18 protein-coding genes are annotated in these 23,401 nt (G+C 70.5%); 4 read left to right on the top strand and 14 right to left on the bottom strand.

Annotated features, from left to right (window positions below):
• Positions 1–2: 2 nt before the first annotated feature.
• From ASG73_RS11090 to ASG73_RS11080, 3 genes are all read right to left on the bottom strand, one after another.
• Complete coding sequence (locus ASG73_RS11090; protein ID WP_055994881.1) at positions 3–302, bottom strand: DUF4193 domain-containing protein; 300 nt, start codon at positions 300–302, stop codon at positions 3–5.
• Between the two features lie 132 nt (positions 303–434).
• Positions 435–1,295 carry an inositol monophosphatase family protein gene (locus ASG73_RS11085; protein ID WP_055994878.1) on the bottom strand — a complete coding sequence of 287 codons (861 nt, stop codon included), beginning with the start codon at positions 1,293–1,295 and terminating at the stop codon, positions 435–437.
• 1 nt (position 1,296) lies between these two features.
• Positions 1,297–2,406 (bottom strand): ferrochelatase, encoded by a 1,110-nt coding sequence (locus ASG73_RS11080; protein ID WP_055994875.1) that lies wholly within the window; start codon positions 2,404–2,406, stop codon positions 1,297–1,299.
• 95 nt (positions 2,407–2,501) lie between these two features.
• On the opposite strand from ASG73_RS11080, the gene sepH reads away from it, so the two are divergent.
• Positions 2,502–3,839, top strand: coding sequence for a septation protein SepH (gene sepH / locus ASG73_RS11075; RefSeq protein WP_055994872.1), 1,338 nt, complete (start codon positions 2,502–2,504; stop codon positions 3,837–3,839).
• A gap of 39 nt (positions 3,840–3,878) precedes the next feature.
• Here sepH and ASG73_RS11070 read toward each other — a convergent pair whose 3' ends face one another.
• Genes ASG73_RS11070 through ASG73_RS11055 form a run of 4 tightly spaced genes read right to left on the bottom strand, consistent with a single transcriptional unit; the run spans position 3,879 to position 9,027 of the window.
• A complete protein-coding gene (locus ASG73_RS11070; RefSeq protein WP_055994869.1) occupies positions 3,879–4,559 on the bottom strand; it encodes a thymidine kinase in 681 nt (226 codons plus the stop codon).
• 1 nt (position 4,560) lies between these two features.
• Positions 4,561–5,721: an alkaline phosphatase family protein gene (locus tag ASG73_RS11065; RefSeq protein WP_055994866.1), complete on the bottom strand. Its 1,161-nt coding sequence runs from the start codon at positions 5,719–5,721 to the stop codon at positions 4,561–4,563.
• A gap of 7 nt (positions 5,722–5,728) precedes the next feature.
• Positions 5,729–6,325 carry a DUF5998 family protein gene (locus ASG73_RS11060; RefSeq protein WP_055994864.1) on the bottom strand — a complete coding sequence of 199 codons (597 nt, stop codon included), beginning with the start codon at positions 6,323–6,325 and terminating at the stop codon, positions 5,729–5,731.
• Between the two features lie 20 nt (positions 6,326–6,345).
• Positions 6,346–9,027 (bottom strand): bifunctional acetate--CoA ligase family protein/GNAT family N-acetyltransferase, encoded by a 2,682-nt coding sequence (locus ASG73_RS11055; protein ID WP_055994861.1) that lies wholly within the window; start codon positions 9,025–9,027, stop codon positions 6,346–6,348.
• A gap of 135 nt (positions 9,028–9,162) precedes the next feature.
• On the opposite strand from ASG73_RS11055, the gene ASG73_RS11050 reads away from it, so the two are divergent.
• A complete protein-coding gene (locus tag ASG73_RS11050; protein WP_055994858.1) occupies positions 9,163–11,598 on the top strand; it encodes a DNA gyrase/topoisomerase IV subunit A in 2,436 nt (811 codons plus the stop codon).
• 128 nt (positions 11,599–11,726) lie between these two features.
• Here the strand turns inward: ASG73_RS11050 and ASG73_RS11045 are convergent, their stop codons facing one another.
• Both ASG73_RS11045 and ASG73_RS11040 read right to left on the bottom strand, forming a co-directional pair.
• The gene (locus ASG73_RS11045) at positions 11,727–13,169 is read right to left on the bottom strand and encodes an APC family permease (protein ID WP_055994854.1); all 1,443 of its coding nucleotides are present in this window, start codon (positions 13,167–13,169) and stop codon (positions 11,727–11,729) included.
• 132 nt (positions 13,170–13,301) lie between these two features.
• On the bottom strand, positions 13,302–15,437 hold the full coding sequence (locus ASG73_RS11040) for a DNA gyrase/topoisomerase IV subunit B (protein WP_055994851.1): 2,136 nt from the start codon (positions 15,435–15,437) through the stop codon (positions 13,302–13,304).
• A 218-nt stretch (positions 15,438–15,655) separates the two neighbouring features.
• Here ASG73_RS11040 and ASG73_RS11035 point away from each other — a divergent pair, with 218 nt between their 5' ends.
• Both ASG73_RS11035 and ASG73_RS11030 read left to right on the top strand, forming a co-directional pair.
• Positions 15,656–15,880 (top strand): DUF7455 domain-containing protein, encoded by a 225-nt coding sequence (locus ASG73_RS11035; RefSeq protein ID WP_442905372.1) that lies wholly within the window; start codon positions 15,656–15,658, stop codon positions 15,878–15,880.
• Positions 15,881–15,893: 13 nt separating this feature from the next.
• A complete protein-coding gene (locus ASG73_RS11030; protein ID WP_055994845.1) occupies positions 15,894–16,409 on the top strand; it encodes a DUF456 domain-containing protein in 516 nt (171 codons plus the stop codon).
• A 48-nt stretch (positions 16,410–16,457) separates the two neighbouring features.
• On the opposite strand, the gene ASG73_RS11025 is transcribed toward ASG73_RS11030, so the two are convergent.
• From ASG73_RS11025 to ASG73_RS11005, 5 genes are all read right to left on the bottom strand, one after another.
• Entirely contained in the window at positions 16,458–16,898 is a 441-nt protein-coding gene (locus ASG73_RS11025) for a DUF3040 domain-containing protein (protein WP_055994842.1), read from the bottom strand.
• A 77-nt stretch (positions 16,899–16,975) separates the two neighbouring features.
• Positions 16,976–18,244 (bottom strand): DNA polymerase IV, encoded by a 1,269-nt coding sequence (dinB, locus tag ASG73_RS11020; RefSeq protein WP_055994839.1) that lies wholly within the window; start codon positions 18,242–18,244, stop codon positions 16,976–16,978.
• A gap of 6 nt (positions 18,245–18,250) precedes the next feature.
• Positions 18,251–19,030, bottom strand: a complete 780-nt coding sequence (locus ASG73_RS11015; RefSeq protein ID WP_055994835.1) for a class I SAM-dependent methyltransferase — start codon at positions 19,028–19,030, stop codon at positions 18,251–18,253.
• A 168-nt stretch (positions 19,031–19,198) separates the two neighbouring features.
• The gene (locus tag ASG73_RS11010; RefSeq protein ID WP_055994831.1) at positions 19,199–22,924 is read right to left on the bottom strand and encodes a DNA polymerase III subunit alpha; all 3,726 of its coding nucleotides are present in this window, start codon (positions 22,922–22,924) and stop codon (positions 19,199–19,201) included.
• Positions 22,921–23,397, bottom strand: a complete 477-nt coding sequence (locus ASG73_RS11005) for an SAV_6107 family HEPN domain-containing protein (RefSeq protein WP_055994828.1) — start codon at positions 23,395–23,397, stop codon at positions 22,921–22,923. Before ASG73_RS11005 ends, ASG73_RS11010 begins: the two co-directional genes overlap by 4 nt.
• Positions 23,398–23,401 lie beyond the last annotated feature (4 nt).

Here is a 23,401-nt window from a genome sequence, read left to right as displayed (position 1 = left end):
TGTCACGCAGCGCACTCGGTGCAGACCGGGCCGTTCTTGCCGTCGCTGGCCAGCTGGCTGCGGTGGTGGACGAGGAAGCAGCTCGTGCAGGTGAATTCATCCGCCTGGCGGGGAACAACCCGCACCGACATCTCCTCACCGGAGAGGTCAGCGCCGGGCAGCTCGAAGCCTTCGGCCATCTCGGTCTCATCGACGTCGACGTTGGAGGAGGTCGCGTCGCCGCGACGGGACTTGAGCTCCTCGATGGAGTCCTCGGACAGATCGTCGTCGGTCTTGCGAGGAGCGTCGTAATCGGTCGCCATCTCTCCTGTTTCCTTGGGGGCTAGAAGGGCTTGAAAAGCTCTGTTGCCGACATCAACGCAGCAGGTGCTGGATTTGTGCCCGGCGCGCCGGATTGTGCCCCATCCGGCGCCATCACGCCACCCGGTTCCTGATCAGCGAACGTTCTCGGGCCCGACCTGCTCGATGGCGCGCTCCAGCGCCGTCCCCAGACTCGTGTGGAGCACCGGTGCGCCAGCAAGCGTGAGCTCCGCCCGGGGGGCCTGTCCGTGCAGGTCGGAGACCACCGCGCCGGCCTCGGTGGCCACGAGCCACCCGGCCGCCACGTCCCACGGGTTGAGACCTCGCTCGTAGTACACGTCGAGGCTGCCCTCGGCCACCCGGCAGAGGTCCAGAGCGGCGCTGCCGAGCCGTCGGATGTCTCGCACCCGAGGCAGGACGTGGGTCAGCACGGCTGCCTGCCACGCCCTGCGATCCGCGTCGTACCCGAAACCGGTCCCGCACAGGGCCTGCCCCAACGAGGTCTCGGTGACGTGCAGCCGGCGAGGCTCCTCGTCGCCGACCGACCGCCAGGACCCGCCGCCGAGCCACGCCGTGTACCGCTCCCCCGTCACCGGGTTGACGACCGCGCCGGCCACCGGCTGCCATGCGCCGTCGACGCCCGGGTCACCCACCACCGCGGCCACCGAGACCGCGTAGGCGGGGATCTCGTAGAGGTAGTTGACGGTGCCGTCGATCGGGTCGACGACCCAGGTGATGCCCGACTCGCTCGCGCGAGCGCCGCGCTCCTCCCCGGCGAAGCCGTCCTGCGGCCGCAGCTCCCCCAGTCGCGCGAGCAGGTGGTCCTGACTGCGCTGGTCCATGACGGTGACGATGTCGGTCGCCGAGCTCTTGGTCTCGGCGACGCCGAGGCCGGCGGGCCGCTCGTCGACGACGAGGCGGCCGGCCTCGACCGCCACCGTCAGCGCGATCCGGGCCAGCTCGGCGGGGTCGACCCCCGGGGGCAGTGCGTGCATGTCAGTCCGATCCGCAGAGCGCGGGGCGGGCCTCGCGCAGGTTGGGGCAGCAACCCATGGGGCAGACCGCCGGGTGGGAGTCCAGGTCACGCCAGGTGGCCCGCACCGGCTGCTCGCCACGCGCCTGGGCGGCGCGCTCGAGCATGAGGTCGACGAGCCCTGCCACGAAGGCGTGGTCGCCACCGGGCGTCGGTACGCGAGTCATCGCCAGACCGACCTCGGCGGCCGTCGCGGCGGCCTCGACGTCCAGGTCGTAGAAGACCTCCATGTGGTCGGAGATGAAGCCGATCGGCACCACGACCACGTGCTCGACCCCGTCGACGGCCAGCTCACGCAGTCGATCGTTGACATCGGGCTCGAGCCACGGGGTGCGCGGGGAACCGGACCTCGAGCAGAAGGCCAGCCCGGCGGGCAGATCGGTGCCGAGCACCGTGTCCACCTCCGCCGTGATCGCCGCGGCCACCTCGGCCTGGTCCGCGGAGTAGGCGCGCCCCTCGCCGTCGCCCGGTCCGGAGGTCTCGTCCATCGCGTCGGGGATGGAGTGGGTGACGTAGACGATGGCGACCTTGTCGGCGCCGACCGCGTCCACGGCCGCTCGGGCAGCCGCCAGCGTGTCCCGGGCCAGCGTGGCCGCGAAGCCGGGGTGCTCGCCGAAGGGCCGCACCTTGTCCAGGACGAGCCCTCCCCTCCCTTCGGCCGCGTCTGCCAGACCCTCCCGGTACTGCCGGCAGGAGGAGTAGCTGCGCCAGGCGCTCGTCGGGACGACGAGGATCCGCTGGGCGCCGTCGGCGGTGAGCTCGTCGAGCGCCTCCGGGACGAAGGGGGCGGAGTTGCGGTTGCCGAGCACGACCGGGAGGGGGCACTCGCGGGCCGCGAGCTCCGCAACGAGGTCCGCGACGAGGCGACGGTTGAGCGCAGGCAGTGGGCTGACCCCGTCGACGCGCTCGTAGTGGGACCCGACCTCGGCCAGCCTGTCGTCGGGTACTCCGCGGCCGGCCGTGACCCGTCGCAGGAAGGGCAGCACCTCGTCAGGCCCCTCGGGCCCACCGAAGGACTGGACCATCACGGCGTCGTAGGGACGAAGGGGGTGCTCTGGGGCCTGATCCGACATGAAGACAAGGTATCGCCGCGGCGTGTACGTCCCCGGATCGGGCCGAGCAGATGGCAGAGTCTGACTGGAGCCATGCTGGACGAGAGGGATAGTTGATGCGCGACCTGCGACTCATCGGTGTGCACGACGACGGCGAGCACCTCGTTGTCACCGACGACGCCGGCGAGGAGTACCGCCTGCGGATCGACGAACCATTGCGCGCTGCAGCCCGGCGCGACCGCCCCCGGCTCGGGCAGCTGCAGATCGCCATCGACAACGATGTGCGACCGCGTGAGGTGCAGGCCATGATCCGTGCCGGTGCCAGCGCGGAAGAGGTCGCTGCCCGCACCGGGTGGGACCTGGACAAGATCGCTCGCTTCGAGGGACCGGTGATCGCCGAGCGCGAGCACATCGCCAGCCGGGCCCAGACCGTGCGCATGCGCGGCACCAACCAGGCCGGCTCTCCCGAGACCTTGGCGCAACGCGCCGCGACCCGGCTCACCGGCCGCGGCGTCGAGCCCTCCTCCGTCGCGTGGGACGCCTACCGCGACCCTGAGGGTCAGTGGAGCGTCTCGGCGATCTTCGCTGCCGGTGGCCGCGAGCGCACGGCCACCTGGTGGTTCGACATGGCCGGCATGAGCGTCGTCGCCAAGAACGACGAGGCCAAGTGGCTCTCCGAGGCAGACACCCCGGCCGGGCCGGTGCCCGTCGGCGTGCACCGCCCCACGGCCGTCTTCGACGTCGAGGTCGAGGAGACCAAGGTCGAGCGCGCCACGCGCGCCAACACCGACGACCTCATCAACTCCATGCGCGAGCACTCCGGCGCCAAGAACCGCCGGCGCGGCGGGCGACGCAAGGGCCGTGGCTCCGACCCGACGCCTCCCGTGACCGAGGACGAGCTGCCGCTGGACGAGCTGCCGCCGCCGGCAAGCGGGACGCACCCGCAGGACGAGAAGCCTCGCGACAAATCGTCCGCCACGCCCAAGGCTGCTGCAGCGACCGCTGCACCCACGTCCGAGCCCGCCACGCCCAAGCCCGCCACGTCCAAGCCCGAGCTGATGTCTGATGACGCCGCCACGAGCGAAACCGGCACGGGTGGGACTCAGCAGAGCACCACGGCCGCTCCGGCCGCGGAGATGAAGGCCGAGCACGAGCCCGACGCGGACCCGGTCGACACGCAGGAGGAGTCCGCCGACATGACCGACGCTGCCGACCGGCCCGACCCGACTCAGGTGCCGGAGCCGACGAAGGCCGTCGAGTCCGGCCAGGGCAAGGACGAGTCCGAGACGGCGAAGCCTGACGGCGACCGCGCCGGCACGCAGACCGCCGACGCGGCAGAAGCAAGCACGGAGACCGCCGACACCGAGGCTGGCGCCAAGGGGCGCGGTGGCCGCAAGGGCCGGGCCAAGGTGCCCAGCTGGGACGACGTGATGTTCGGGACCACTCGGGACTGACCCCCTTCGTCCTCCGCGACGGGTGGCCGCACGTGTGGGTCAGGCCGGTGGCGGAACCGGGCAGGCGTCGAGGTCGAAGGGCAGGACGTCGGCCGACAACGCCGCTGCCTGGGCGGCGCGTGAGTTCATCCGCCGCATGTGGTGGCGGCGGCAGAGCACCTCGTACTCGACCTCGCTCTCGTGCGTGGGGTCGGCCGTGTCCCCGACGACGACCTGCTCGCCCTCGACGACCATGACGCCGTCGACCACGCGGGCGTTGTGCGTGGCTCGACGACCGCACCAGCACAGCGCGGAGACCTGCAGGACCTGGGTGCGATCGGCGAGCTCGATGAGGCGCCGGCTCCCCGGGAAGAGCTCGGTGCGGAAGTCGCTCGTGATCCCGAAGGCGAAGACCTCGATGTCCAGCTCGTCGACGATGCGCGCGAGCTGCTCGACCTGCTCGGGCGTGTAGAACTGCGCCTCGTCGCAGATGAGGTAGTCCACCCGACCGCCGGCGGTCAGCTGGGCGACGACGGTGTCCCACAGGTCTCGGTCCTGTGCGACCTCGACCGCGGGTGTCTCGAGCCCCAGGCGTGAGGACAGCACCGCCTCGCCGGAGCGGTCGAGGCGGGTGAAGATGATGCCGACCTGCCCACGCGCCCGGTGGTTGTGGTCCATCTGCAGGGCGAGCGTGGACTTGCCGCAGTCCATCGTCCCGGCGAAGAAGCTCAGCTCGGCCACGTCACTGCTCCCGCGCGGACAAGGTCAGCCACGGGATCGCCACCTCGTCGGCGGTGATCGAGCCGTGCACCCCGATGAGGGCCCGCAGCTCGGGCCGGTGACGGCGCGAGTCCTGGACGGCGATCGGTCCGGTCATCGCGGCGATGACGTCGCCGATGCGGGGCCGCACCGTCTCGCTGACCGTCCCGAACCAGCCCGCCGAGATGGCTTCCTCCCGCGTGACGATCAGGGCCTCCTCCCCGAGCCGGCCCCGCCAGGTCGCCAGGACGTCGTCGAGCGCACCCGGCTGCACGTGCAGCTGGACGCACCGAGGTTCGCCCGAGACGTGGCGGATCCCGGTGTCGAGCTCGGCGTCCTCGGCGATGTCCGGCCGAGCAGCGATCGGGACGTCGACCATGCCGTGGTCGGCCGTGATGTGCAGGGAGGTGTCGGCAGGCAGCAGGTCGGCCAACCTGGCCAGCTGCGCGTCCACCTCCTCGAGCTCGGCCACCCACTCGTGGGAGTCACAGCCGTGGACGTGCCCGATCTTGTCGACATCACCCCAGTAGAGGTAGACCAGCGAGCGCGGCTGCGCGCGCACGGCGGTGATCGTCGCGTCTACCCTCGCCGCCAGGCTCTTGGCCGCGATGAAGCGGCCGCCGCGCAGAGCCGCCTCGGTCAGGCCTGAACCGTCGAAGAAGCCGGGGCCGATCCGGGTGACCGTCACCCCGTGGTCCGCTGCCGCCTCGAAGACGGTCGGGGCCGGCTGCCACTGGTGCGGCGCCGGACCGTCCTCCCAGGACAGCTCGTTGAAGACGGTGTCCGTGTCGGGGTCGTAGGCCTCGTACCCGACGAGACCGTGAGCGCCGGCGAGCGACCCGGTGCCGAAGCTGCCCATCGAGGTCGCGGTGGTCGAGGGGAACCCACAGTCGATCGTCACCGCGGCCTCGGGGTCCTGCAGCAGACGCCGCAGGAAGGGGGCATGCCCGCCGCGGCGCGCCAGCAGCTGGGCTCCCAGGCCGTCCACGAGGACGACGACGGTGCGGCGCGCCGGACGAAGGTCGCGGTCCGTACCGCGAGTCAGCCCGGGGACGCCCAGGCTGGTGGCCACAGCTGGCAGCAGACGGTCCAGCCGAGGGGTCGCCGGCAGGAGGGTGGCGGGCTGGTTGCCGTGGTGCGCCATCAGCGGGTCAGTGCCCGATGCTCGCCGAGAGGTCCCGGGCGAACTCGATGGCTCGGTCGAGCGCGGTCCGTCCCTCGGCCTCGGCGCTGATGCGCAGGGCGATGTCGTCACTGGTGACCGTGCCCTCGTAGCCGTGGTCGCCGCCGTCGCACTCGGGGTCGTTGCACTGGGCGGGCAGGAGGTCGACCCGGCTGACCGCGCCCCAGCCGACCGTGAGCGTCAGCTCGCGGCCCAGGGACCCGGGCACGTACGACGAGGGGTCGCCGACGACGTGGGTGAGCATGACGCCGCGAACGTTGGACAGCGGGATGCACTCGGTCGTGGCCGTGGCGATCTCCTGCGCACCCGAGAAGTGGTCCGGGTAGTCGTCGGCGTGCGCCACGACCAGGCGCGTGGTCGTACGGGCGAAGACGGTGATGTGTCGACGAACGGTGTCCTGGTCGAAGGTCGTCTCCTGGTGCACGAGATGCCCGTGCACGTCCTCGGCGCCGACCGCCGCCTTGATGACATCGGCCACGAGCGCCGGGTAGTAGCCGGCCCTCTCGATGTCGGCGGTGAGGGCCGGCGGCAGGGTGATCGCCGTGAGGTCAGCAGGTGCGGGCATCCCGCCATTGTGCCCCAGCCTCAGGTCAGGCTCCGCGCGTCGGTGTCGATGCGCCGGGTCGCGGGAGTGATCATGACGTCGGCCCCGAGGACCGTCACCCCGCTCACGTGAGCGATCACCGGGTTGAGCTCCACGGAGGACAGCTCGAGGAAGTCGTCGGACATGATCGACAGCCGCCCGAGCACATCCTCGATCGCGGCCCGGTCGACCGGCGCCGCGCCATCGTGCCCGGTGAGCAGCGGCGACAGCTTGATCCCTTCGACGAGCTCACGCACGTCGACATCGGTGAGTGGCGGGATCCGGTAGGCGATGTCGTCGAGCAGCTTGGTCGGTGCACCGGCGATGCTGAAGGAGACCACCGGGCCGAAGAGCGGGTCCTCGATCGTGGAGAGCACCGTGGAGACGCCGGGCCCCGCCATCCGCTGGACGACGAAGTAGTTGGCGTCCATCGGGGCCAGCCTCCGGTCGAGAGCCTCGAAGGCTGCCCGCACCGACGGGGCATCGTGCAGGTCCACCCGGATGCCCTCGAGCATCGCCTGGCCCCGCACGAGCGGCGAGAGGGACTTGACGACGACGGGGTAGCCGACCGCGTCGGCTGCCGCGACCGCCTCGTCTGCCGTGGCGGCCTCGTGGCGCGGCCAGACGTCGATCCCGTAGGCAGCGAGCAGCTCGCGGGCCTCATCGGTGGTGAGCGCACGCCCCTCCGGGTCCTCCTCGAGCACCCGGTCGAGGAGGGCACGGACCGCCCAACGGTCGATCCCCTCGCGCACGACGGTCTCGCCCTTGTCCTTGTCACGCCACTGCCCGTAGTCCGTCGCGGCAGCGAGCGCTCGGATGGCCTCCTCGGGCATGGAGTAGAGGGGCACGGCCTGCCGGGGAACGTCGTCGGCGAAGTCGCCGGTCTCGTGGAGGAAGGCGGCGTCACCACCGTCGTCGACGCCCCGCATCCCCAGCAGTGTGGCGACACAGGGCTTGTCCGAGCGCGAGGCTGCGTGCCGCAGTGCCTCGACGACCTCCTGGTCGAGCGCTCCGACGGGAGGGATGAAGCAGACGATGACCGAGTCGACCTCGTCGTCGGCGAAAGCGGCATCCACGGCGGTCTGGAACTCGATGGCGCTGGCCTCGGTGGGCACCGCCACCGGACCGTGGACCACCTCGAGCCCGCGCTCGTTGGCGTTGTCGGCGCACAGTGCCGCGAGCTGGCTGGAGTTGCCGACGATCGCGACCCGGCGGCCGGCTGGGAGTGGCTGGTGGACGAGCAGCTGGGCGACGTCGAACATCTGGTGGACGTTTTCGCAGTGGATGACCCCGGCCTGCTCCAGCATCGCGCTGAAGGCGTGCGGCTTGACCTTGGGCTTGCGCACCTTGTGCCCAGGGGGCGCCCCGTAGCTCGCCGAGGCGGGCTTGACGACGATGACGGGCTTGTTGGAGGCGAGGTGGCGAGCCACTCTGGAGAACTTGCGCGGGTTGCCCATGGACTCCAGATAGAGCCCGACCGCCCGGGTGCGCTCGTCCTCGACCCAGTACTGCATGAGGTCGTTGCCGGAGACGTCGACCCGGTTGCCGGCGGAGGCGAAGACCGAGATCCCGAGGTTGCGGCGGGCCGCGGAGTCGAGGTTGGCGATCGCCAGCGCACCGCTCTGGGAGAAGAGGCCGAGGAACCCCGGCTTGGGGATGCCCGACGTCAGGGTCGCGTTGAGGCTGACTGCCGGATCGGTGTTGATCAGGCCGAAGGAGTTGGGCCCCAGGATCCGCATCCCGTGGTCGCGGGCCAGGCGCAGGACCTCCTGCTGCCGTCGGGCGCCCTCCTCGTCCACCTCCGCGAAGCCGGAGGAGATGATGAGCAGCGTCCGCACCCCGGCCGCGGCGCACTCGGCGACGATCTGGGTGACCAGGTCGGCGGGCACCGCGATCACGGCCAGCTCCACGCCCCCTTCGATCTCGCCGATGGACCCGACCGCAGGCACCCCGAGGATCTCGTCCGTACCGGGGTTGACCGCGTGCACCCTCCCGGTGAAACCGCCATCGACGATGTGCTTGAGCACCTGATGGCCGATGGCGCGCTCGCGCCGACTGGCGCCGACCACGGCGACCGAGCTCGGGTGCAGCAGCGCTCGCAGGCTCTGCGACTCGGCACGGTGCTCCCGGGCGAAGCGGACCGAGAGCGACTCCGCGGTCGGCTCGATCGCGAAGTGCAATGTCACGACGCCGTCCTCGAGACGACGGCTGACCTGGTACCCGGCGTCGGCGAAGACCGACAGCATCTTGCGGTTGTGCGGCAGGACCTCGGCCTCGAACTCGGCGAGATCGTGCGACTTGGCAATGGCCGCGAGGTGCTCCAGCAGGACCGAACCGATGCCCTTGCCGTGGTAATGATCGGAGATGTTGAAGGCGACCTCGGCGCTGCGCTCGCTCACCCGGTCATAGCGGCCGATCCCGATGATGTCGTCACCGATGGTGGCCACGAGGGCCATCCGGTCGTGGTAGTCGACCTCGGTGAAGCGCTTGATGTCACGGTCGCTGAGCGTGCGCATCGGAGCGAAGAAGCGGAGGTAGATCGACTCGTCCGACTGGCCTGCGTGGAATCTGCGAATCCCTTCAGCGTCCGAGGGCTTGATCGGCCGCAGTCTGCAGACCGACCCGTCCCGCAGGACGACGTCGGCCTCTGCCAGCACCGGGTACCCCGGTGGGAGGTCCGTCATGTCCTCAATCCTGCCACGCCAACTCGCACCTGCACGCCGAGGGATGACACGTGTGTCGGTACCGGCGTCGACGGGGCGCAGGGGTGAGGATGGGTGGGCTCAGAGCATCACCCCCACGAGGAGTCCACAGCCAGCATGGCCCGCCGCACCGCAGCCTCTCCCCCTCCCGACGCCCCGGAGCGGATCGTCGACATCGATGTCGCGGACGAGATGCGCAATGCCTTCCTCGAGTACAGCTACTCGGTGATCCACGCGCGGGCCCTGCCCGACGCCCGCGACGGCCTGAAGCCGGTCCACCGGCGGATCCTCTACTCGATGAGCGAGATGGGCCTGCGACCGGAGCGCGGCCACGTGAAGTCCTCCCGCGTCGTCGGTGAGGTCATGGGCAAGTACCACCCGCACGGTGACACGGCCATCTACGACGCCCTCGTGCGTCTGGCCCAGCCCTTCTCGATGCGACTGCCCCTGGTCGACGGGCACGGCAACTTCGGCTCGCTCGACGACGGGCCTGCCGCGAGCCGCTACACCGAGGCGCGCATGGCCCCGGCCGCGCTGCTCATGGTGACCGGCCTCGACGAGGACACTGTCCCCTTCGTCCCCAACTACGACGACCAACTGCTCCAGCCGGAGGTCCTCCCTTCGGCCTATCCCAACCTCCTGGTCAACGGAACGACGGGTATCGCCGTCGGCATGGCGACCAACATGCCGCCGCACAACCTCGTCGAGGTCGTCGGCGCCGCCCGTCACCTGCTGACCCACCCAGACGCCAGCCTGGACGACCTGATGAAGTTCGTACCCGGCCCCGATCTGCCCGGTGGCGGTCGGATCGTCGGCCTCGACGGGATCCGCGATGCCTACCTCACCGGTCGCGGCAGCTTCCGCACCCGGGCGACCACGCGGATCGAGAAGGTCTCTCCCCGGCGCCAGGGCATCATCGTCACCGAGCTGCCCTACCTCGTCGGCCCGGAGAAGGTCATCGAGAAGATCAAGGACGCGGTGCAGTCCAAGAAGCTGCAGGGCATCGCCGACGTCAAGGACCTCACCGACCGCCAGTCCGGCATGCAGCTGGTCATCGAGATCAAGAACGGCTTCAACCCCGAGGCGGTTCTCGACAAGCTCTACAAGCTCACCCCGATGGAGGACTCCTTCTCCATCAACAATGTCGCGCTCGTCGAGGGGCAGCCGCGCACGATGGGGCTCAAGGAGCTGCTCACCGTCTACGTCGACTTCCGACGTGACGTCGTGCGCCGGCGCACCGAGTACCGCCTGGCCAAACGTCGTGAGCGCCTGCACCTCGTCGAGGGCCTGCTCATCGCCATCGTCGACATCGACGAGGTCATCCAGGTCATCCGCACCAGTGACGACGCCAACATCGCGCGCGAGCGTCTGCGGGAGGTCTTCGACCTCTCCGAGCCACAGGCGACCTACATCCTCGACCTGCAGCTGCGGCGCCTGACCAAGTTCTCCCGGATCGAGCTCGAGAAGGAACAGAGCGACCTGCTCGAGCAGATCGCCGCGCTCGAGGAGATCCTCGGCGACGACAAGGTCCTCACCCGGCTCATCTCGACCGAGCTGGCCGACGTGGCCAAGCGGCACGGCGATCCTCGTCGCACGGTCCTGCTCGAGTCGGCCGGGCAGCCTGCTGCCTCGAGCACGCCGCTCGAGGTCGCCGACGACCCCTGCTGGGTGCTCCTGTCGAGCACCGGCCTGCTGGCCCGCACCAGCGACGCAGAGCCGCTGAGCACCGAAGGGGGCCGGGCCAAGCACGACGCGATCGTCGCCGCCACCCGCACGACCGCCCGCGGCGAGGTCGCGGTCGTCACCTCGGCCGGTCGTGTGGTGCGGGTGAGCGCCCTCGATCTGCCCACCCTGCCGCCGTCCAACGGCGCGCCCAACCTCTCAGGTGGGGCACCCCTGGCTGCCTATGTGGACCTGCCGGGCGGCGAGTCCCCGCTCACCCTGATGAGCCTGTCGACCGGCTCCCCCGGCCTCGCTCTCGGCACCGCCAACGGGATCGTCAAGCGCGTGAGCACCGACTACCCCAAGGGGAGCGCCTGGGAGGCGATCTCGCTCAAGGACGGCGACCGCGTCGTTGGTGCGGTCGAGCTGATCACGGGCGAGGAGGAGCTGGTCTTCGTCACCGACCACGCCAGCCTGCTGCACTTCTCCGCCGGCGACGTCCGGCCACAGGGCCGCTCCGGTGGTGGCATCGCCGGCATTCGTCTGACCGACGGGGCCAAGGTGATCTTCTTCGGCGCCGCCAACCTCAACTTCGACAACATCGTCGTGACCGTGTCGGGTTCCTCCGACGCGCTGCCCGGGACCGACACCGGCGCATGGAAGGTCACGTCCTTCGACGAGTACCCGAGCAAGGGCCGCGCGACCTCTGGCATGCGGGCCCACCGCTTCCTCAAGGGCGAGGACGGGCTGGTCCTGGCCTGGGTGGGTCGCGCTGGTGCTCGGGCCTCCCAGCCCAACGGCGTCGCGGTCAACCTGCCCGAGGCCGACGGCCGCCGCGATGGCTCCGGCACCCCCGCCAGCGCCGTCATCGGGGGCATCGGCTCCCTCTGACCCTCCCCGCATCTCCTCAAGGTCGTGCGCCCGAGGTTCGCATCTCCTCAAGGTCGTGCGCATCAGCGGACATGACGAAGGGGGCGGAGCCGGTTGATCGCCGGCTCCGCCCCCTTCGTCATGCCGGCTCACTCGTGGTCGATGTGCTCCGGGTCGCGCATGTAGGTCTTCTTGGCGTAGAGCGCCCGGTTGAGGAACCAGGTGATGGCCCACAGGACGATGCCCAGGACCAGCAACCCGCCAGCGATGACGTACTGCTCCTGCTGCTCCTCGCTGCGGGCCCACGGACCGACGAGGAAGGCGCAGGTCAGCGCACCGAGGATCGGCATGAATGTCGGGGTGCGGAAGTGCTTGCGTCCGACATCGTCGCGACGCAGCACCAGGACCGCGATGTTGACGACCGTGAAGACGGCCAGGAGCAGCAGAGCGGTCGTGCCACCGAGCAACTTCACGATCGGGCTGCCGCTGCCGAGCACCACGTAGCTGATCAGTGCGTAGGAGACGAGGGTGGTGAAGATGATGGCCGCCCACGGGGTCCGACGGGTGCGGTGCACCAGGCCCATCCCCGGGGGGAGGACCTCCTGGCGCGCCATGCCGTAGACGAGACGCGAGGCCATCAGCATGTTGATCAGGGCCGAGTTGGCCACGGCGAACATCCCGATGAAGGGGAAGATCTTGTCGAAGGGCAGACCGGGCGCACCGGTCGCCACCACCTGGGTGAGCGCGGACCTCTCCCCGCCGACGAGCTGGTCGACCGGGACGAGCGCAACCGCGGTGATCGAGACGAGCACGTAGATGACACCGGTGATCGCCAGGCCCGAGAGCATGACCTTGGGGAAGATCTTCGACGGCTCGTGGGTCTCCTCGGCCATGTTGACCGAGTCCTCGAAGCCGACCATCGCGAAGAAGGCCAGCGCGGTGGCCATGGAGATGGAGATGAAGACGCTCTTGTCACTCGCACTCTCGAAGACGATGACGCGGGAGAAGTCGGCCTTGTCCTGGGTCACGGCGTAGATGCCGACGAAGATGATGAGCAGCAGACCCGAGAGCTCGACGCAGGTCAGGACGATGTTGGCCTTGACGCTCTCGCCGACGCCGCGGAAGTTGATGAGCGCGATGAGCGTCATGAAGCCGAGCGCGATGAGCAGCAGCGGCGTCGAGCCCGCCTCCCAGTCCGCACCGAGACCGTCGCGCAGGAACCCCGCGAAGGCACTGGACGCGGTGGAGGCCGAGGTGATGCCGGAGCACATGACGGCGAAGGCGACGATGAAGGTCACGAAGTGGATGCCGAAGGCCTTGTGCACGAACGTGGCCGCACCGCCGGCCAGCGGGTACTTGGTCACGAGCTCCAGGTAGGACAACGCCGTGATCGTCGCGACGAGGAAGGCCGCGATGAAGGGCGCCCACGCGGCGCCACCCACCTCGGCGGCGACATCGCCGGTGAGCGCGTAGACGCCGGTGCCGAGGATGTCCCCGACGATGAAGAGGAGGAGGAGCTTGGGTCCCATGACCCGCTTGAGCTCAGTGGGTTCCTCGCCCGCGGCACGGTCCGAGGTGGCGACGTCGGACATGGGTCCTCCTGGGTCTGCGGCGCACCCGATGCGCACCGATCCTCCTACCGTGACCCACGCCACGGTCAGGCGCAACTGCATCGGCCACGACGCGCCGACAACCGCTCGATTTGTGACAGTCGACGAGGTCGATCAGGCGTCGATGCGCTCGCGGTCGAGCTGGTCGGCGGAGGAGACGATGAACTCGCGCCGAGGGTCGACGTCCTTGCCCATGAGCAGCTCGAAGACCTCCTCGGCGGCCTCGAGGTCGGCGGTGGTCACGCGGCGCAGCATGCGGTGACGCGGGTCCATCGTCGTCTCGGCGAGCTGGTCGGCGTCCATCTCACCCAGACCCTTGTAGCGCTGGATCGGCTGCTTGATGTTCTTGCCGCGAGAGCTCAACGAGCTGAGCTTCTTGCGCATCTCGGCCTCGGAGTAGGTGTAGATCAGCTCGTTCTTCTTCGACCCGGGGTTGATGACCTCGATCCGGTGCAGCGGCGGGACCGCTGCGTAGACCTTGCCGGCCTCGACGAGCGGGCGCATGTAGCGGAAGAAGAGGGTGAGCAGCAGCGTGCGGATGTGGGCGCCGTCGACATCGGCGTCGGTCATGATGATGATCTTGCCGTAGCGAGCGACGTCGACGTCGAAGCTGCGCCCGGACCCGGCGCCGATGACCTGGATGATCGAGGCGCACTCGGCATTCTTGAGCATGTCGCCGACCGCGGCCTTCTGCACGTTGAGGATCTTGCCGCGGATGGGCAGCAGTGCCTGGAACTCGCTGTTGCGTGCCTCCTTGGCCGTGCCCATGGCGGAGTCACCCTCGACGATGAAGAGCTCGGTCGCCTCGACGTCGGTGCTGCGGCAGTCGCGCAGCTTGGGCGGGAGGGACGAGGTCTCCAGTGCGTTCTTGCGGCGCTGGGTCTCCTTGTGCTGCCGCGCGGAGATGCGCGACTTCATCTCGGCGACGACCTTCTCCAGCAGCTGGGCGGCCATCTGCTTGTCGCCACGCCTGGTCGAGGTGAGCAGCGAGGTCAGCTCGGTCTCGACGACCTTGCTGACGATGGAGCGGACGGCGTTGGTGCCGAGCACCTCCTTGGTCTGCCCCTCGAACTGCGGCTCGGCCAGCCTGACGGTGACGACAGCGGTCATGCCCGCGAGGACGTCGTCCTTCTCCACCTTGTCGTTGCCCACCTTGAGCTTGCGGGCATTGGTCTCGAGCTGCTTGCGGAAGACCTTGAGCAGCGACTGCTCGAAGCCGGCCACATGGGTACCGCCCTTGGGGGTGGCGATGATGTTGACGAAGGAGGCGAGCTTGGCGTCGTAGCCGGTCCCCCACCGCAGGGCGATGTCCACGCCGCACTCACGCTCGACCTCGGTCGGGGTCATGTGCCCCTTGGCGTCGAGGACGGGCACGGTCTCGGTGAAGGTCCCGGTGCCCTCGAGCCGCCACACATCGGTGACCGCAGCATCCGGCGAGAGGTAGTCGACGAACTCGCTGATGCCGCCGTCGTGGTGGAAGGTCTCCTCCACGGTCTCCTCGCCACGCTGGTCGCGTACGACGAGGGTCAGGCCGGGCACGAGGAAGGATGTCTGACGAGCGCGAGAGGCCAGGGCCTCACGGTCGAGCTCGGCCCCCTTCAAGAAGATCTGCGAGTCGGCCCAGTACCGCACCCGGGTGCCCGTCACGCCGCGCTTGGCCTTGCCGACGACAGCCAGCTCGCTGCCCTTTTCGTAGGGGCTGAACTCGTTGTCGGGGGACTTCGCCCCCTTCGCCCCGGCCACGTCGGAGAAGGTGCCGGGCTCGCCACGGCGGAAGCTCATCGCGTAGGTCTTGCCGCCGCGGTCGACCTCGACGTCCAGCCGTGAGGAGAGGGCGTTGACGACCGAGGCACCGACACCGTGCAGACCACCAGAGGCCGTGTAGGAACCGCCGCCGAACTTCCCGCCGGCGTGCAGCTTGGTGTAGACGACCTCGACGCCCGTCAGGCCCGTGCGCGGCTCGATGTCGACCGGGATGCCACGACCGTTGTCATGCACCTCGACCGAACCGTCGGCGTGCAGGACGATGGCGATGTGGTCGCCGTGCCCGCCCAGCGCCTCGTCGACCGCGTTGTCGATGATCTCCCACATGCAGTGCATGAGGCCGCGCTGGTCGGTGGACCCGATGTACATGCCCGGGCGCTTGCGAACGGCCTCGAGCCCCTCGAGCACCTGCAGGTGGTGCGCGGTGTAGTCCTGCGCGGTCTTGCTGCTGGCGGTCTTCTGGGCGGTGCTGGCTGCCGGAGGCACGAAGGTGGCCTGTCCTGTCGTCGGTCATGGATGGACTTCTCGCAGGGTAGTCCGCGGCACCGACGACGCCGTGGAGGTCGCCCGTCGTGGTGTCGCACGCACCCCGCCGAGCTGTGCCGTGCATCACGCCACGAAGAACAGGTGCTACTCGGGAAGCCTTTCGCATGTTTGACTGTTGACTCGGACGTCCACGAAATACGCAGGAAATGAGGCAACACGTGAACGCGACCCTGGTAAGCCCCTTGACCGCAGCCGATCGCTGCGACCGCTGCGGAGCCAAGGCCTACGTGCGTGCCCGCCTCCACGCGGGCGGGGAACTGCTCTTCTGCGCCCACCACGGGCGTGAGCACCTCCCGGCACTGAAGGATCTCGCCGAGATCGACGACGACTCGGCACGGCTCGACGAGAGCACCACCCCCTCGGCGCCGGTCGACGAGCGCTGACCGGCCCCCGGTCGTGCTGAGCCAGGCCGCTGAGGTCATCCACGATCCGACCACGGCCGTGCTGTGGTTCGCCGTCGCGATCTATGTCGTCGGCGTGCTCGGCATCGTCATCCCGGTGCTGCCGGGACTGCTGCTGTGCGTCGCCGCTGTACTGCTGTGGGCCGCCGAGACCGGCGGCGCCATCGCGTGGGTGACCCTCGGCATCGTCGTGGCGATCTATGCGATCTGCCTGACGCTGCAGTTCCTGCTGCCCGGGCGACGGATGAAGCGGGAGGGCGTCGGTGGCCTGACCCTGGCGCTGGGTGTGGTCGGAGCCGTCGTCGGCTTCTTCGTCATCCCCGTCGTCGGTCTGCCGATCGGCTTCGTGCTCGGAGTCTTCGCCGCGGAGTACGTCCGCTTCCACGAGCTCGACCGGGCGTGGCAGGCGACGAAGTCAGCGCTGCGCGGGGTCCTGCACAGCATGGGCATCGAGCTCAGCGGTGCACTGCTCATCGCGATCACCTGGACCGTGGGCATCGTCGTCCACTGAGCGCTTTCGCTCCCTGAGGAGGCGCGCCAGCGCCGTCTCGAAGGTCCGCTACCAGCCCTGACCCTGCTGGCGACGCTCTTCCCAACGCTGCTCCATGCGTTGCATGAAGGTGCCCTGCTTGGCGGCCTTGCCGGCCTTCTTTGCCCGGGTCCGCTTGTGTCCCGTACGCGGCTGACGGACCGAGCCGTCGTCACCGACGAGACCGAGTCCCTGGCCTCTGGAGCGGCCACTGCCACCGGGCGTGATCGCCAGGGCGATGGACGCGACGATGAGGGCGAAGCCTGCGACGCCGACCCACAGATTGGTGTTGATACCCAGCAGGACGAGCCCCAGCCCGGCGACCGCGCCGATGACTCCGAGGATGACTCGGCGGCGATCGGTGCGCTGGGCGTCCGATCCGTTCATCTGCGAGGCAAAGCGAGGGTCTTCGGCCCGGATGGCCTCTTCCATCTCCTCGAGCATCTGCCGCTCACGCTCTGACAGCGCCACGGTGACCTCCCTACCAGCCTGATCTCGTGCGGGGTGAGCCCGCGGGTCCCCACGCCGGGTGGACCGCCGTGGTCCTCTCAGTCTAGGTCGCGTCCGCGGCCTGCGGTAGGTGGGCTCGCCTTGGGACTGCGGTCGGCGAAGAGGCTCGCCGGCCGCACGCTGCCGGCGCCGAAGCGTGCGCTCGCCCTGTCGATGGCCCGGTCGGCCTCGCGCCAGCCGTGCTCGGGCTCGTCGAGGGCCACCTGGACAGGGGTCGACGAAGCCTCGGACAGCTGCTCGACCCGCACCCCGACGAGCCGGACGCGGGCGCGCTGCAGGCCGAGGGCGTCGTAGAGCTCACGGGCCAGCGCCGAGATGTCCCGGGAGACATCGGTGGCGTCACGAAGGGAGCGGGAGCGGCTGATCGTCGTGAAGTCGGCGAAGCGCACCTTGATGCTCACGGTCCGTCCGACGAGACCCGCGGCCCGCAGGCGAGAGGCGGTCTTGTCGCTCAGGCCCAGCAGGGTGCGGTGGACGATGTCGGGGTCGTCGACGTCGTGGTCGAAGGTGCGCTCGTTGCCGATGCTGCGCTCGCGACGGACGGGTTGGACGGATCGCGGGTCGCGGCCCCAGGACAGGTCGTGCAGGTGGTTGCCGGTGGCCTCACCGAGCCCTCGCACGAGCGTGGCCCGGGGGGTGTGGGCGATGTCGGCCACGGTCTTCAGACCGAGACGGGCGAGGGCCTCCTCGGTCTTGTCCCCCACGCCCCACAGCGCGCCGACGGGCAGCTGCTGGACGAAGGGGACGACCTCGTCGGCCGGGATGACGAGGAGCCCGTCGGGTTTGGCCAGGCCGGAGGCCATCTTGGCGACGAACTTGCTGCTCGCGACACCCACGGAGCAGGTGATGCCCTGCTCGTCGGCGACCGTGTCGCGGATCCGCTGGGCGATCCTCGCGGGTGAGCCCATGAGTCGCACTGCGCCGGCGACGTCCAGGAAGGCCTCGTCGCTGCTCAGCGGCTCGACGTAGGGGGTGATGTCGGCGAAGGTCGCCATGATGGCCGAGGAGATGCGCGAGTAGAGCTCGTGCTCGGGCGGCAGGATCGTCGCCTGCGGGCACAGCCGTCGAGCGCGCCCCATCGGCATGGCGGAGGCGACGCCGAAGGCACGCGCTTCGTAGGTCGCGGACAGGACGACCCCGCGGTTGCCACCGCCGACGATGACGGGTGTCCCGACGAGCTCTGGGTGGGCGATGAGGGACGCCGAGGCGAAGAAGGCGTCCATGTCGACGTGCAGGATCGTGCACCCGGTGTCATCCGGGGGCCCTTGGCCGGCCCGCGGTGGGGGCCGGTACTGACGCCGGCTCATCGTCGATCAGTCGCGGCGGGCGATGAGGTGGACGGCGCCACCCAGCGCGGACAACCCGATGCGGCCGGCGTCGGCGGAAGCCAGCTCCTCGAGCTCGAGGAGGGCCTGACGGTCGGCCTCGGTGTCGACGAAGGTGCTGGGCACGACATCGCTGAAGATCCGCACTCCCTTGGTCTCGAGGGTGGTGAAGCCGGCGCGGGTGAGCATCTCGGCGAGCGTCGCCCGGTCGAAGCGGCGCGGCACCGGGTCGTCCTCACCCCACCGTCCGTCGGGGGCGGTCAGTGCTGTCGTGGCCTGGTCGAAGCGGCCGGCGAGGGCACGGGCGATGACGGCGGCCACACGCTGCGCGGTGACGAGGGACAGGTGCCCGCCCGGGGCGAGGACCTCGGCGATGCGGGCCAGGGTGGCCCCGGGGTCCTCGACGTACTCGAGGGTGCCGTGGCAGCACAGCAGGTCGATGCTGCCGGGCGCGACGATGCCGGCGAGGGTGTCGGCGTCGCCCTGGACCGCGCTGATCCGGTCTGCGGCGTCGGACTCGGCGACGCGACGGCTCATCGAGGCGAGCGCGTCGGGGCTCGGGTCGACGACGGTGACGGTGTGGCCCTGCTCGGCGAGGGCGACGGCCAGTCCGCCGGTGCCGCCACCGAGGTCGAGGACGCGCAACGGCCGGGAGAGCTCGCTCTGGCGGGACTCGCTGAGCTCACGCACCTGCGACCAGATCGCTGCGGTCCGGACATTGCCCTCGACACCGCTGCCGCCACGGCGCCATGCTCGCTCGTCAGTCATGGCTGCAACCCTAGTCGCCGCGGGTGACACCCCTTCGCCCCATGCCCGCCATTCAAAGACACATCGCGTGTCAGGGCACGCGGGTTGTCTTTGTCCCGGTCTCCGCGGGCTCCCGACGATCCGCTGCGGCGCGAAGGGAGGTTCGCCCCCTCTGGAGGGGGCGAAGGTTCAGTGCCCCGAGCTGCCGGGCGAGGAGTGCCACAGCTTGCGCGGGGGCTCGACACCCGTGCCCGCGGGACGGGTGTCGGCCCACGGTGACTGGCGGAAACCCGAGGCGTGGACGAGCACGCGGTGACCCTCGGGCTGATGGTGCGCGGCGTCGCGGGCCCGGGCGAGATCGTCGGCCTCGTCGAGCGCGGCGTGCACGGCCTCGATCCCGCCACGTTCCCAGGCCTCCCACAGCGTCGACAGCTCCCAGGCGCCAGAGGCGAGCACCGAGACCCCGCGCGGCCCGGCCCGACGGATCGTGCCGCGCACGAGCAACAACCAGGAGTGGAAGATCGTCGCCGCGTAGGGCCCCTGCACGTCCTCGAAGAAGGTCGCGTCGACCGGGCCGGTCGAGTCGTCGACGGTGAGGAAGACGACCCGGCGACCAGAGCGGATCGGTGGGGTCTGGGTCGCGACCTTGACTCCTGCGGCGAGGATCCGCGCACCGTTGCGCACCGAGAGCAGGTCGGTACTGCGGGTCACCCCGAGCGCCTGGAGCATCGGCGCGTAGAAGTCCATGACATGCCGTGAGGCATCGAGCCCGAGGATCTCCAGCTCGGCGCTCACCTGGTCGGGGACGGTCATCTCGGGCAGGCCGACGCCGTCACCGAGCTCCGGGGAGTCGCCGAGGTCGAGGGTCAGCTGACTGGCGACCGGGGTGACGGTGCTCGTGCGCACCTGCTGCGCCCCCGGCTTCCCTGCTGCCCAGGTCGGGACATCGGCCCGCCGTGCCCGCCCTCGGGAGCGACCTGATGCGGCCCGTGACCAGCGGTCGAGCTCGGCGACGTGCAGCAGCAGGTCACGGCGGGTCAGTCGCCCGCGGCTGCCGAGTCCCGGCCCCGCGCGCCCCGCCCCGGTGCCGTGCACGGAGTCGAAGGCCCCGACGAGGATCAACCGCTCGACGACCGGCCGGCTCACCGCAGCCCGCTGCCAGAAGTCGGCGAGCGAGTCGTAGGGCGCTCCGGCGACGACGCGAGCGATCTCGCCGTCGCTCATGCCCTTGACGTCGGCGAGCGAGAGGCGGATCCCCCAGCCGGACCCGTCGGGCAGGTCCGGGTCGTCCGGAGGCTGCCCCGGCACGGGCGCGCGCTCGATGCGGTACTCCCCCGTGCTCGCGTTGACGTCGACGCCGAGGACCGTGACGCCGAGCGAGCGGGCCTCCTCGAGGAGCAGTCGCTTGGGGTACATGCCCGGGTCGTGGGTGAGGACACCGGCGAGGAAGGCTGCCGGGTGGTGGGTCTTGAGCCACGCGGACTGATAGGTCGGCATGGCGAAGGCGGCAGCGTGCGCCTTGCAGAAACCGAAGGAGGCGAAGGCTGCCAGCACCGTCCAGATCCGGTCGACGTCGGCCTGCGGGTAACCACGGGCGGCCGCAGCGGGCCGCCACCACGCCTCGATGCGCGCCTGCCCGTCGGGACTGCCCATGGTGCGCCGCACCTCGTCGGCCTGCGCCAGGGTCGCGCCGCTCGTCTCGGAGATGATCCGCAGCATCTGCTCGTGGAAGACGACGACCCCCTCGGTCTCGGCGAGCGCCGGGACGAGCCGGTCGTGGAGGAACTGCGGCCGCGACCAGCCGTGCCGGGCCTCGAGGAAGGGTCGGATCATGTCCGACTTCACCGGGCCGGGGCGGAAGAGCGAGATGTCGATGATCAGGTCGTCGAAGACGGTGGGTGCGAGCTTGCCGATGAGCTCGCGCTGTCCCGGGCTCTCGATCTGGAAGCACCCGAGCGTGCGGGTCGTACGGATCATCGCGAAGGTCGCCGGGTCGTCGAGCGGGACATCGGCCCGGTCGTCGAGGTCGATCCGCCCCCCGTCGGCCCGCTCGACCTCGCCGACCGCGTGCGCCATCGCCGACTGCATCCGGATGCCGAGGATGTCGAGCTTGAGCAGCCCGAGCGCCTCGACGTCGTCCTTGTCGAACTGGCTCATCGGGAAGCCCAGCCAGCTCGACTCGACCGGGGTGCGGTCGAGCAGACCACCGTCGGACAGGACGACACCGCAGGGGTGCAGGGCGATGTGTCGTGGCAGTCCGTCGAGCCGCTCCACCAGGTCGAAGAGCACTCCGAGACGTGGTCCGTCGAGGCTGCGGGTGCGCAGCTCGGGCAGCTCGGCCATCGCCGAGCGCACATCCTTGGCGCGGATGTGCGGGAAGGCCTTGGCGATCTCGTCGACCTCCGAAGGGGGGACCCCCAGCGCCGCGCCGACGTCACGGATGGCGTGCCGCGCCTTGTAGGTGTCCATCATCGACACGCACGTCACCCGGTCGCGGCCGAAGCGCTCCAGGACCAGCCCGTACATCTCGGTCCGGCGCGCGGACTCCACGTCGATGTCGATGTCGGGCAGCTCGGCCCTCAGCGGCGAGCAGAAGCGCTCCATGAGCAGGTCGTGCCGGATCGGGTCGATGGCGCTGATGCCGAGCAGGTGGTTGACGAGGCTGCCCGCCCCGGAGCCGCGGGCGGCGACGCGCACCCCGGCGCCGGTGATGAGGTCGACGACCTCGGCGACGGTCAGGAAGTAGGTCGGGTACCCCAAGGCATCGACGACGTCGAGCTCGTCGGCCAGCCGCTCCTCGACCTGTCGCAGCATCGACGGCAGCGCGTCGGGGTAGCGCGCGCCGATCGCTGCCCGGCACCGCTGCGCGAGCACCGCCTGCGGGTCCTGGTCCGGTCGTAGCCCCAGCACGTGCGCCTCCGGCAGGTGCACCCGGCCGATGCCCAGGTCCAGGCGGTCATCCAGAGCGCACCCCATCGCCGTGCGCACCGTCTCGTCGAGGAGCACCCGGGCTCGCTCGGCCGGACTCGCGCAGGACCAGCCGCCGGCGCCGCCGCCGAGTGCGGTCGTCACCCGGTGGGCGCTCGCAGCCATCGTGGCGTCGTCGGCGAGGTGCCCGGCGGTCGTCACCCGGTCGAGGTGACGGGCGTCGAGGGCGACGAGTCGACGGGTCGCGTCGAGGACGTCTGCGGTCGCCGCGTCCTCCGGCCGCAGATGGCGCACGGCCGCGGTGAGCACGGCGGGGACACCGCAGGAGTCGGCGAGGCCGAGCAGGTGCGCGGCGTGGCCGGTCGAGGCCGGCGTGCCGGGCGGACCGCCGTGGTCGACGACCTCGATCGCGAGCGCACCGGCGGGCAGGACCTGCTGCCAGGCCTGCAGCCGTTGACGCGCGAGGTCCGGCCGACGGGCGAGCAGCGCGGCGCCGACGTCGGAGGTCGGGCCGAGCAGGACGAGCAGCGGTCCCGGCTCGTCGGGTCCTGGCGCCGCTGCATGCCGGGCGACCATCGCCGCCGTCGCCACGGCTTCGCCGCGCTCGCCCGTCAGGTGCACCTCGCTGACGAGTCGGCACAGCCTGGCCCAGCCGACCCCGTGCGGGACCCCGGCTCCGGTGCCGCGGGCCAGGACGGTGACCCGTGGGTGACGAGGGTCGACCTCGGCGCCACCTCGTACGGGCGTGCGTCGGCGCGAGGGAGTCCGGGACCCGTCGTCGACGGCCAGGTCCACCCCGAGGATCGGCACGATCCCGGCCGCGGTCGCCGCGCGGACGAAGCGCACCGCCCCGTAGAGCCCGTCGCGGTCGGTCAGGGCGAGAGCCGGCTGCCCGAGCTCCGCGGCCCGGGCCACGAGGTCCTCCGGAGTCGTCGTGCCATGACGAAGGGAGAACCCCGACGCCACGTGCAGATGGGCGAAGCTCACCCGGCACCACCGCCGTACCGCATCTCCTTGAGGTCAGGCGCGCCCGTGATCGCGACGAGGTCACCGGGCACCGGCACCGGTGACAGGCCGAGGAGACCGGCGACGATCCGCACGAAGTCCTCTCCCTGGCGCAGCAGGTCGTCGACCTCGCGCACGCTCATCGGTCCGGCCGCTCCATGACCGGGGCGGGTCCCCCCTTCGGGCAGGACCACCTCGAAGAAGTCCGCCCACTCGGTCAGCTCGGGCGCCACCTGGGGCAGCAGCTGCCACACGTCGACGGGACCGGAGCGCATGGGACGACCACGCACGCACAGCACGGCGGCAGCAGCCCGGAGCACGGCAAGCCGGGTCCCGGCACTGCGATCAGGCACGCTGCGAGCCATGTGCGCGGCCGCGAGGCTCTCTCCCGCGCTGAAGAGCAGGTCCATCGCCCCGTCGAGGCGATCGGGGTGGAGGACGGCAACGGCAACCATCACC

It is taken from the genome of Janibacter sp. Soil728 (assembly GCF_001428305.1).
Classification (GTDB): Bacteria; Actinomycetota; Actinomycetes; order Actinomycetales; family Dermatophilaceae; genus Janibacter.
This window is presented reverse-complemented; position numbering and strand designations above follow the sequence as displayed.

Coding starts and splice junctions, on each gene's coding strand:
- ASG73_RS11085 (WP_055994878.1), bottom strand. CDS start 1,295: ATGCACGCACTGCCCCCGGGGGTCGACCCCGCCGAGCTGGCCCGGATC.
- ASG73_RS11080 (WP_055994875.1), bottom strand. CDS start 2,406: ATGTCGGATCAGGCCCCAGAGCACCCCCTTCGTCCCTACGACGCCGTG.
- dinB (WP_055994839.1), bottom strand. CDS start 18,244: ATGAGCCGGCGTCAGTACCGGCCCCCACCGCGGGCCGGCCAAGGGCCC.
- ASG73_RS11050 (WP_055994858.1), top strand. CDS start 9,163: ATGGCCCGCCGCACCGCAGCCTCTCCCCCTCCCGACGCCCCGGAGCGG.
- ASG73_RS11065 (WP_055994866.1), bottom strand. CDS start 5,721: ATGGCGCACCACGGCAACCAGCCCGCCACCCTCCTGCCGGCGACCCCT.
- ASG73_RS11060 (WP_055994864.1), bottom strand. CDS start 6,325: ATGCCCGCACCTGCTGACCTCACGGCGATCACCCTGCCGCCGGCCCTC.
- ASG73_RS11015 (WP_055994835.1), bottom strand. CDS start 19,030: ATGACTGACGAGCGAGCATGGCGCCGTGGCGGCAGCGGTGTCGAGGGC.
- ASG73_RS11055 (WP_055994861.1), bottom strand. CDS start 9,027: ATGACGGACCTCCCACCGGGGTACCCGGTGCTGGCAGAGGCCGACGTC.
- ASG73_RS11045 (WP_055994854.1), bottom strand. CDS start 13,169: ATGTCCGACGTCGCCACCTCGGACCGTGCCGCGGGCGAGGAACCCACT.
- ASG73_RS11090 (WP_055994881.1), bottom strand. CDS start 302: ATGGCGACCGATTACGACGCTCCTCGCAAGACCGACGACGATCTGTCC.
- sepH (WP_055994872.1), top strand. CDS start 2,502: ATGCGCGACCTGCGACTCATCGGTGTGCACGACGACGGCGAGCACCTC.
- ASG73_RS11005 (WP_055994828.1), bottom strand. CDS start 23,397: ATGGTTGCCGTTGCCGTCCTCCACCCCGATCGCCTCGACGGGGCGATG.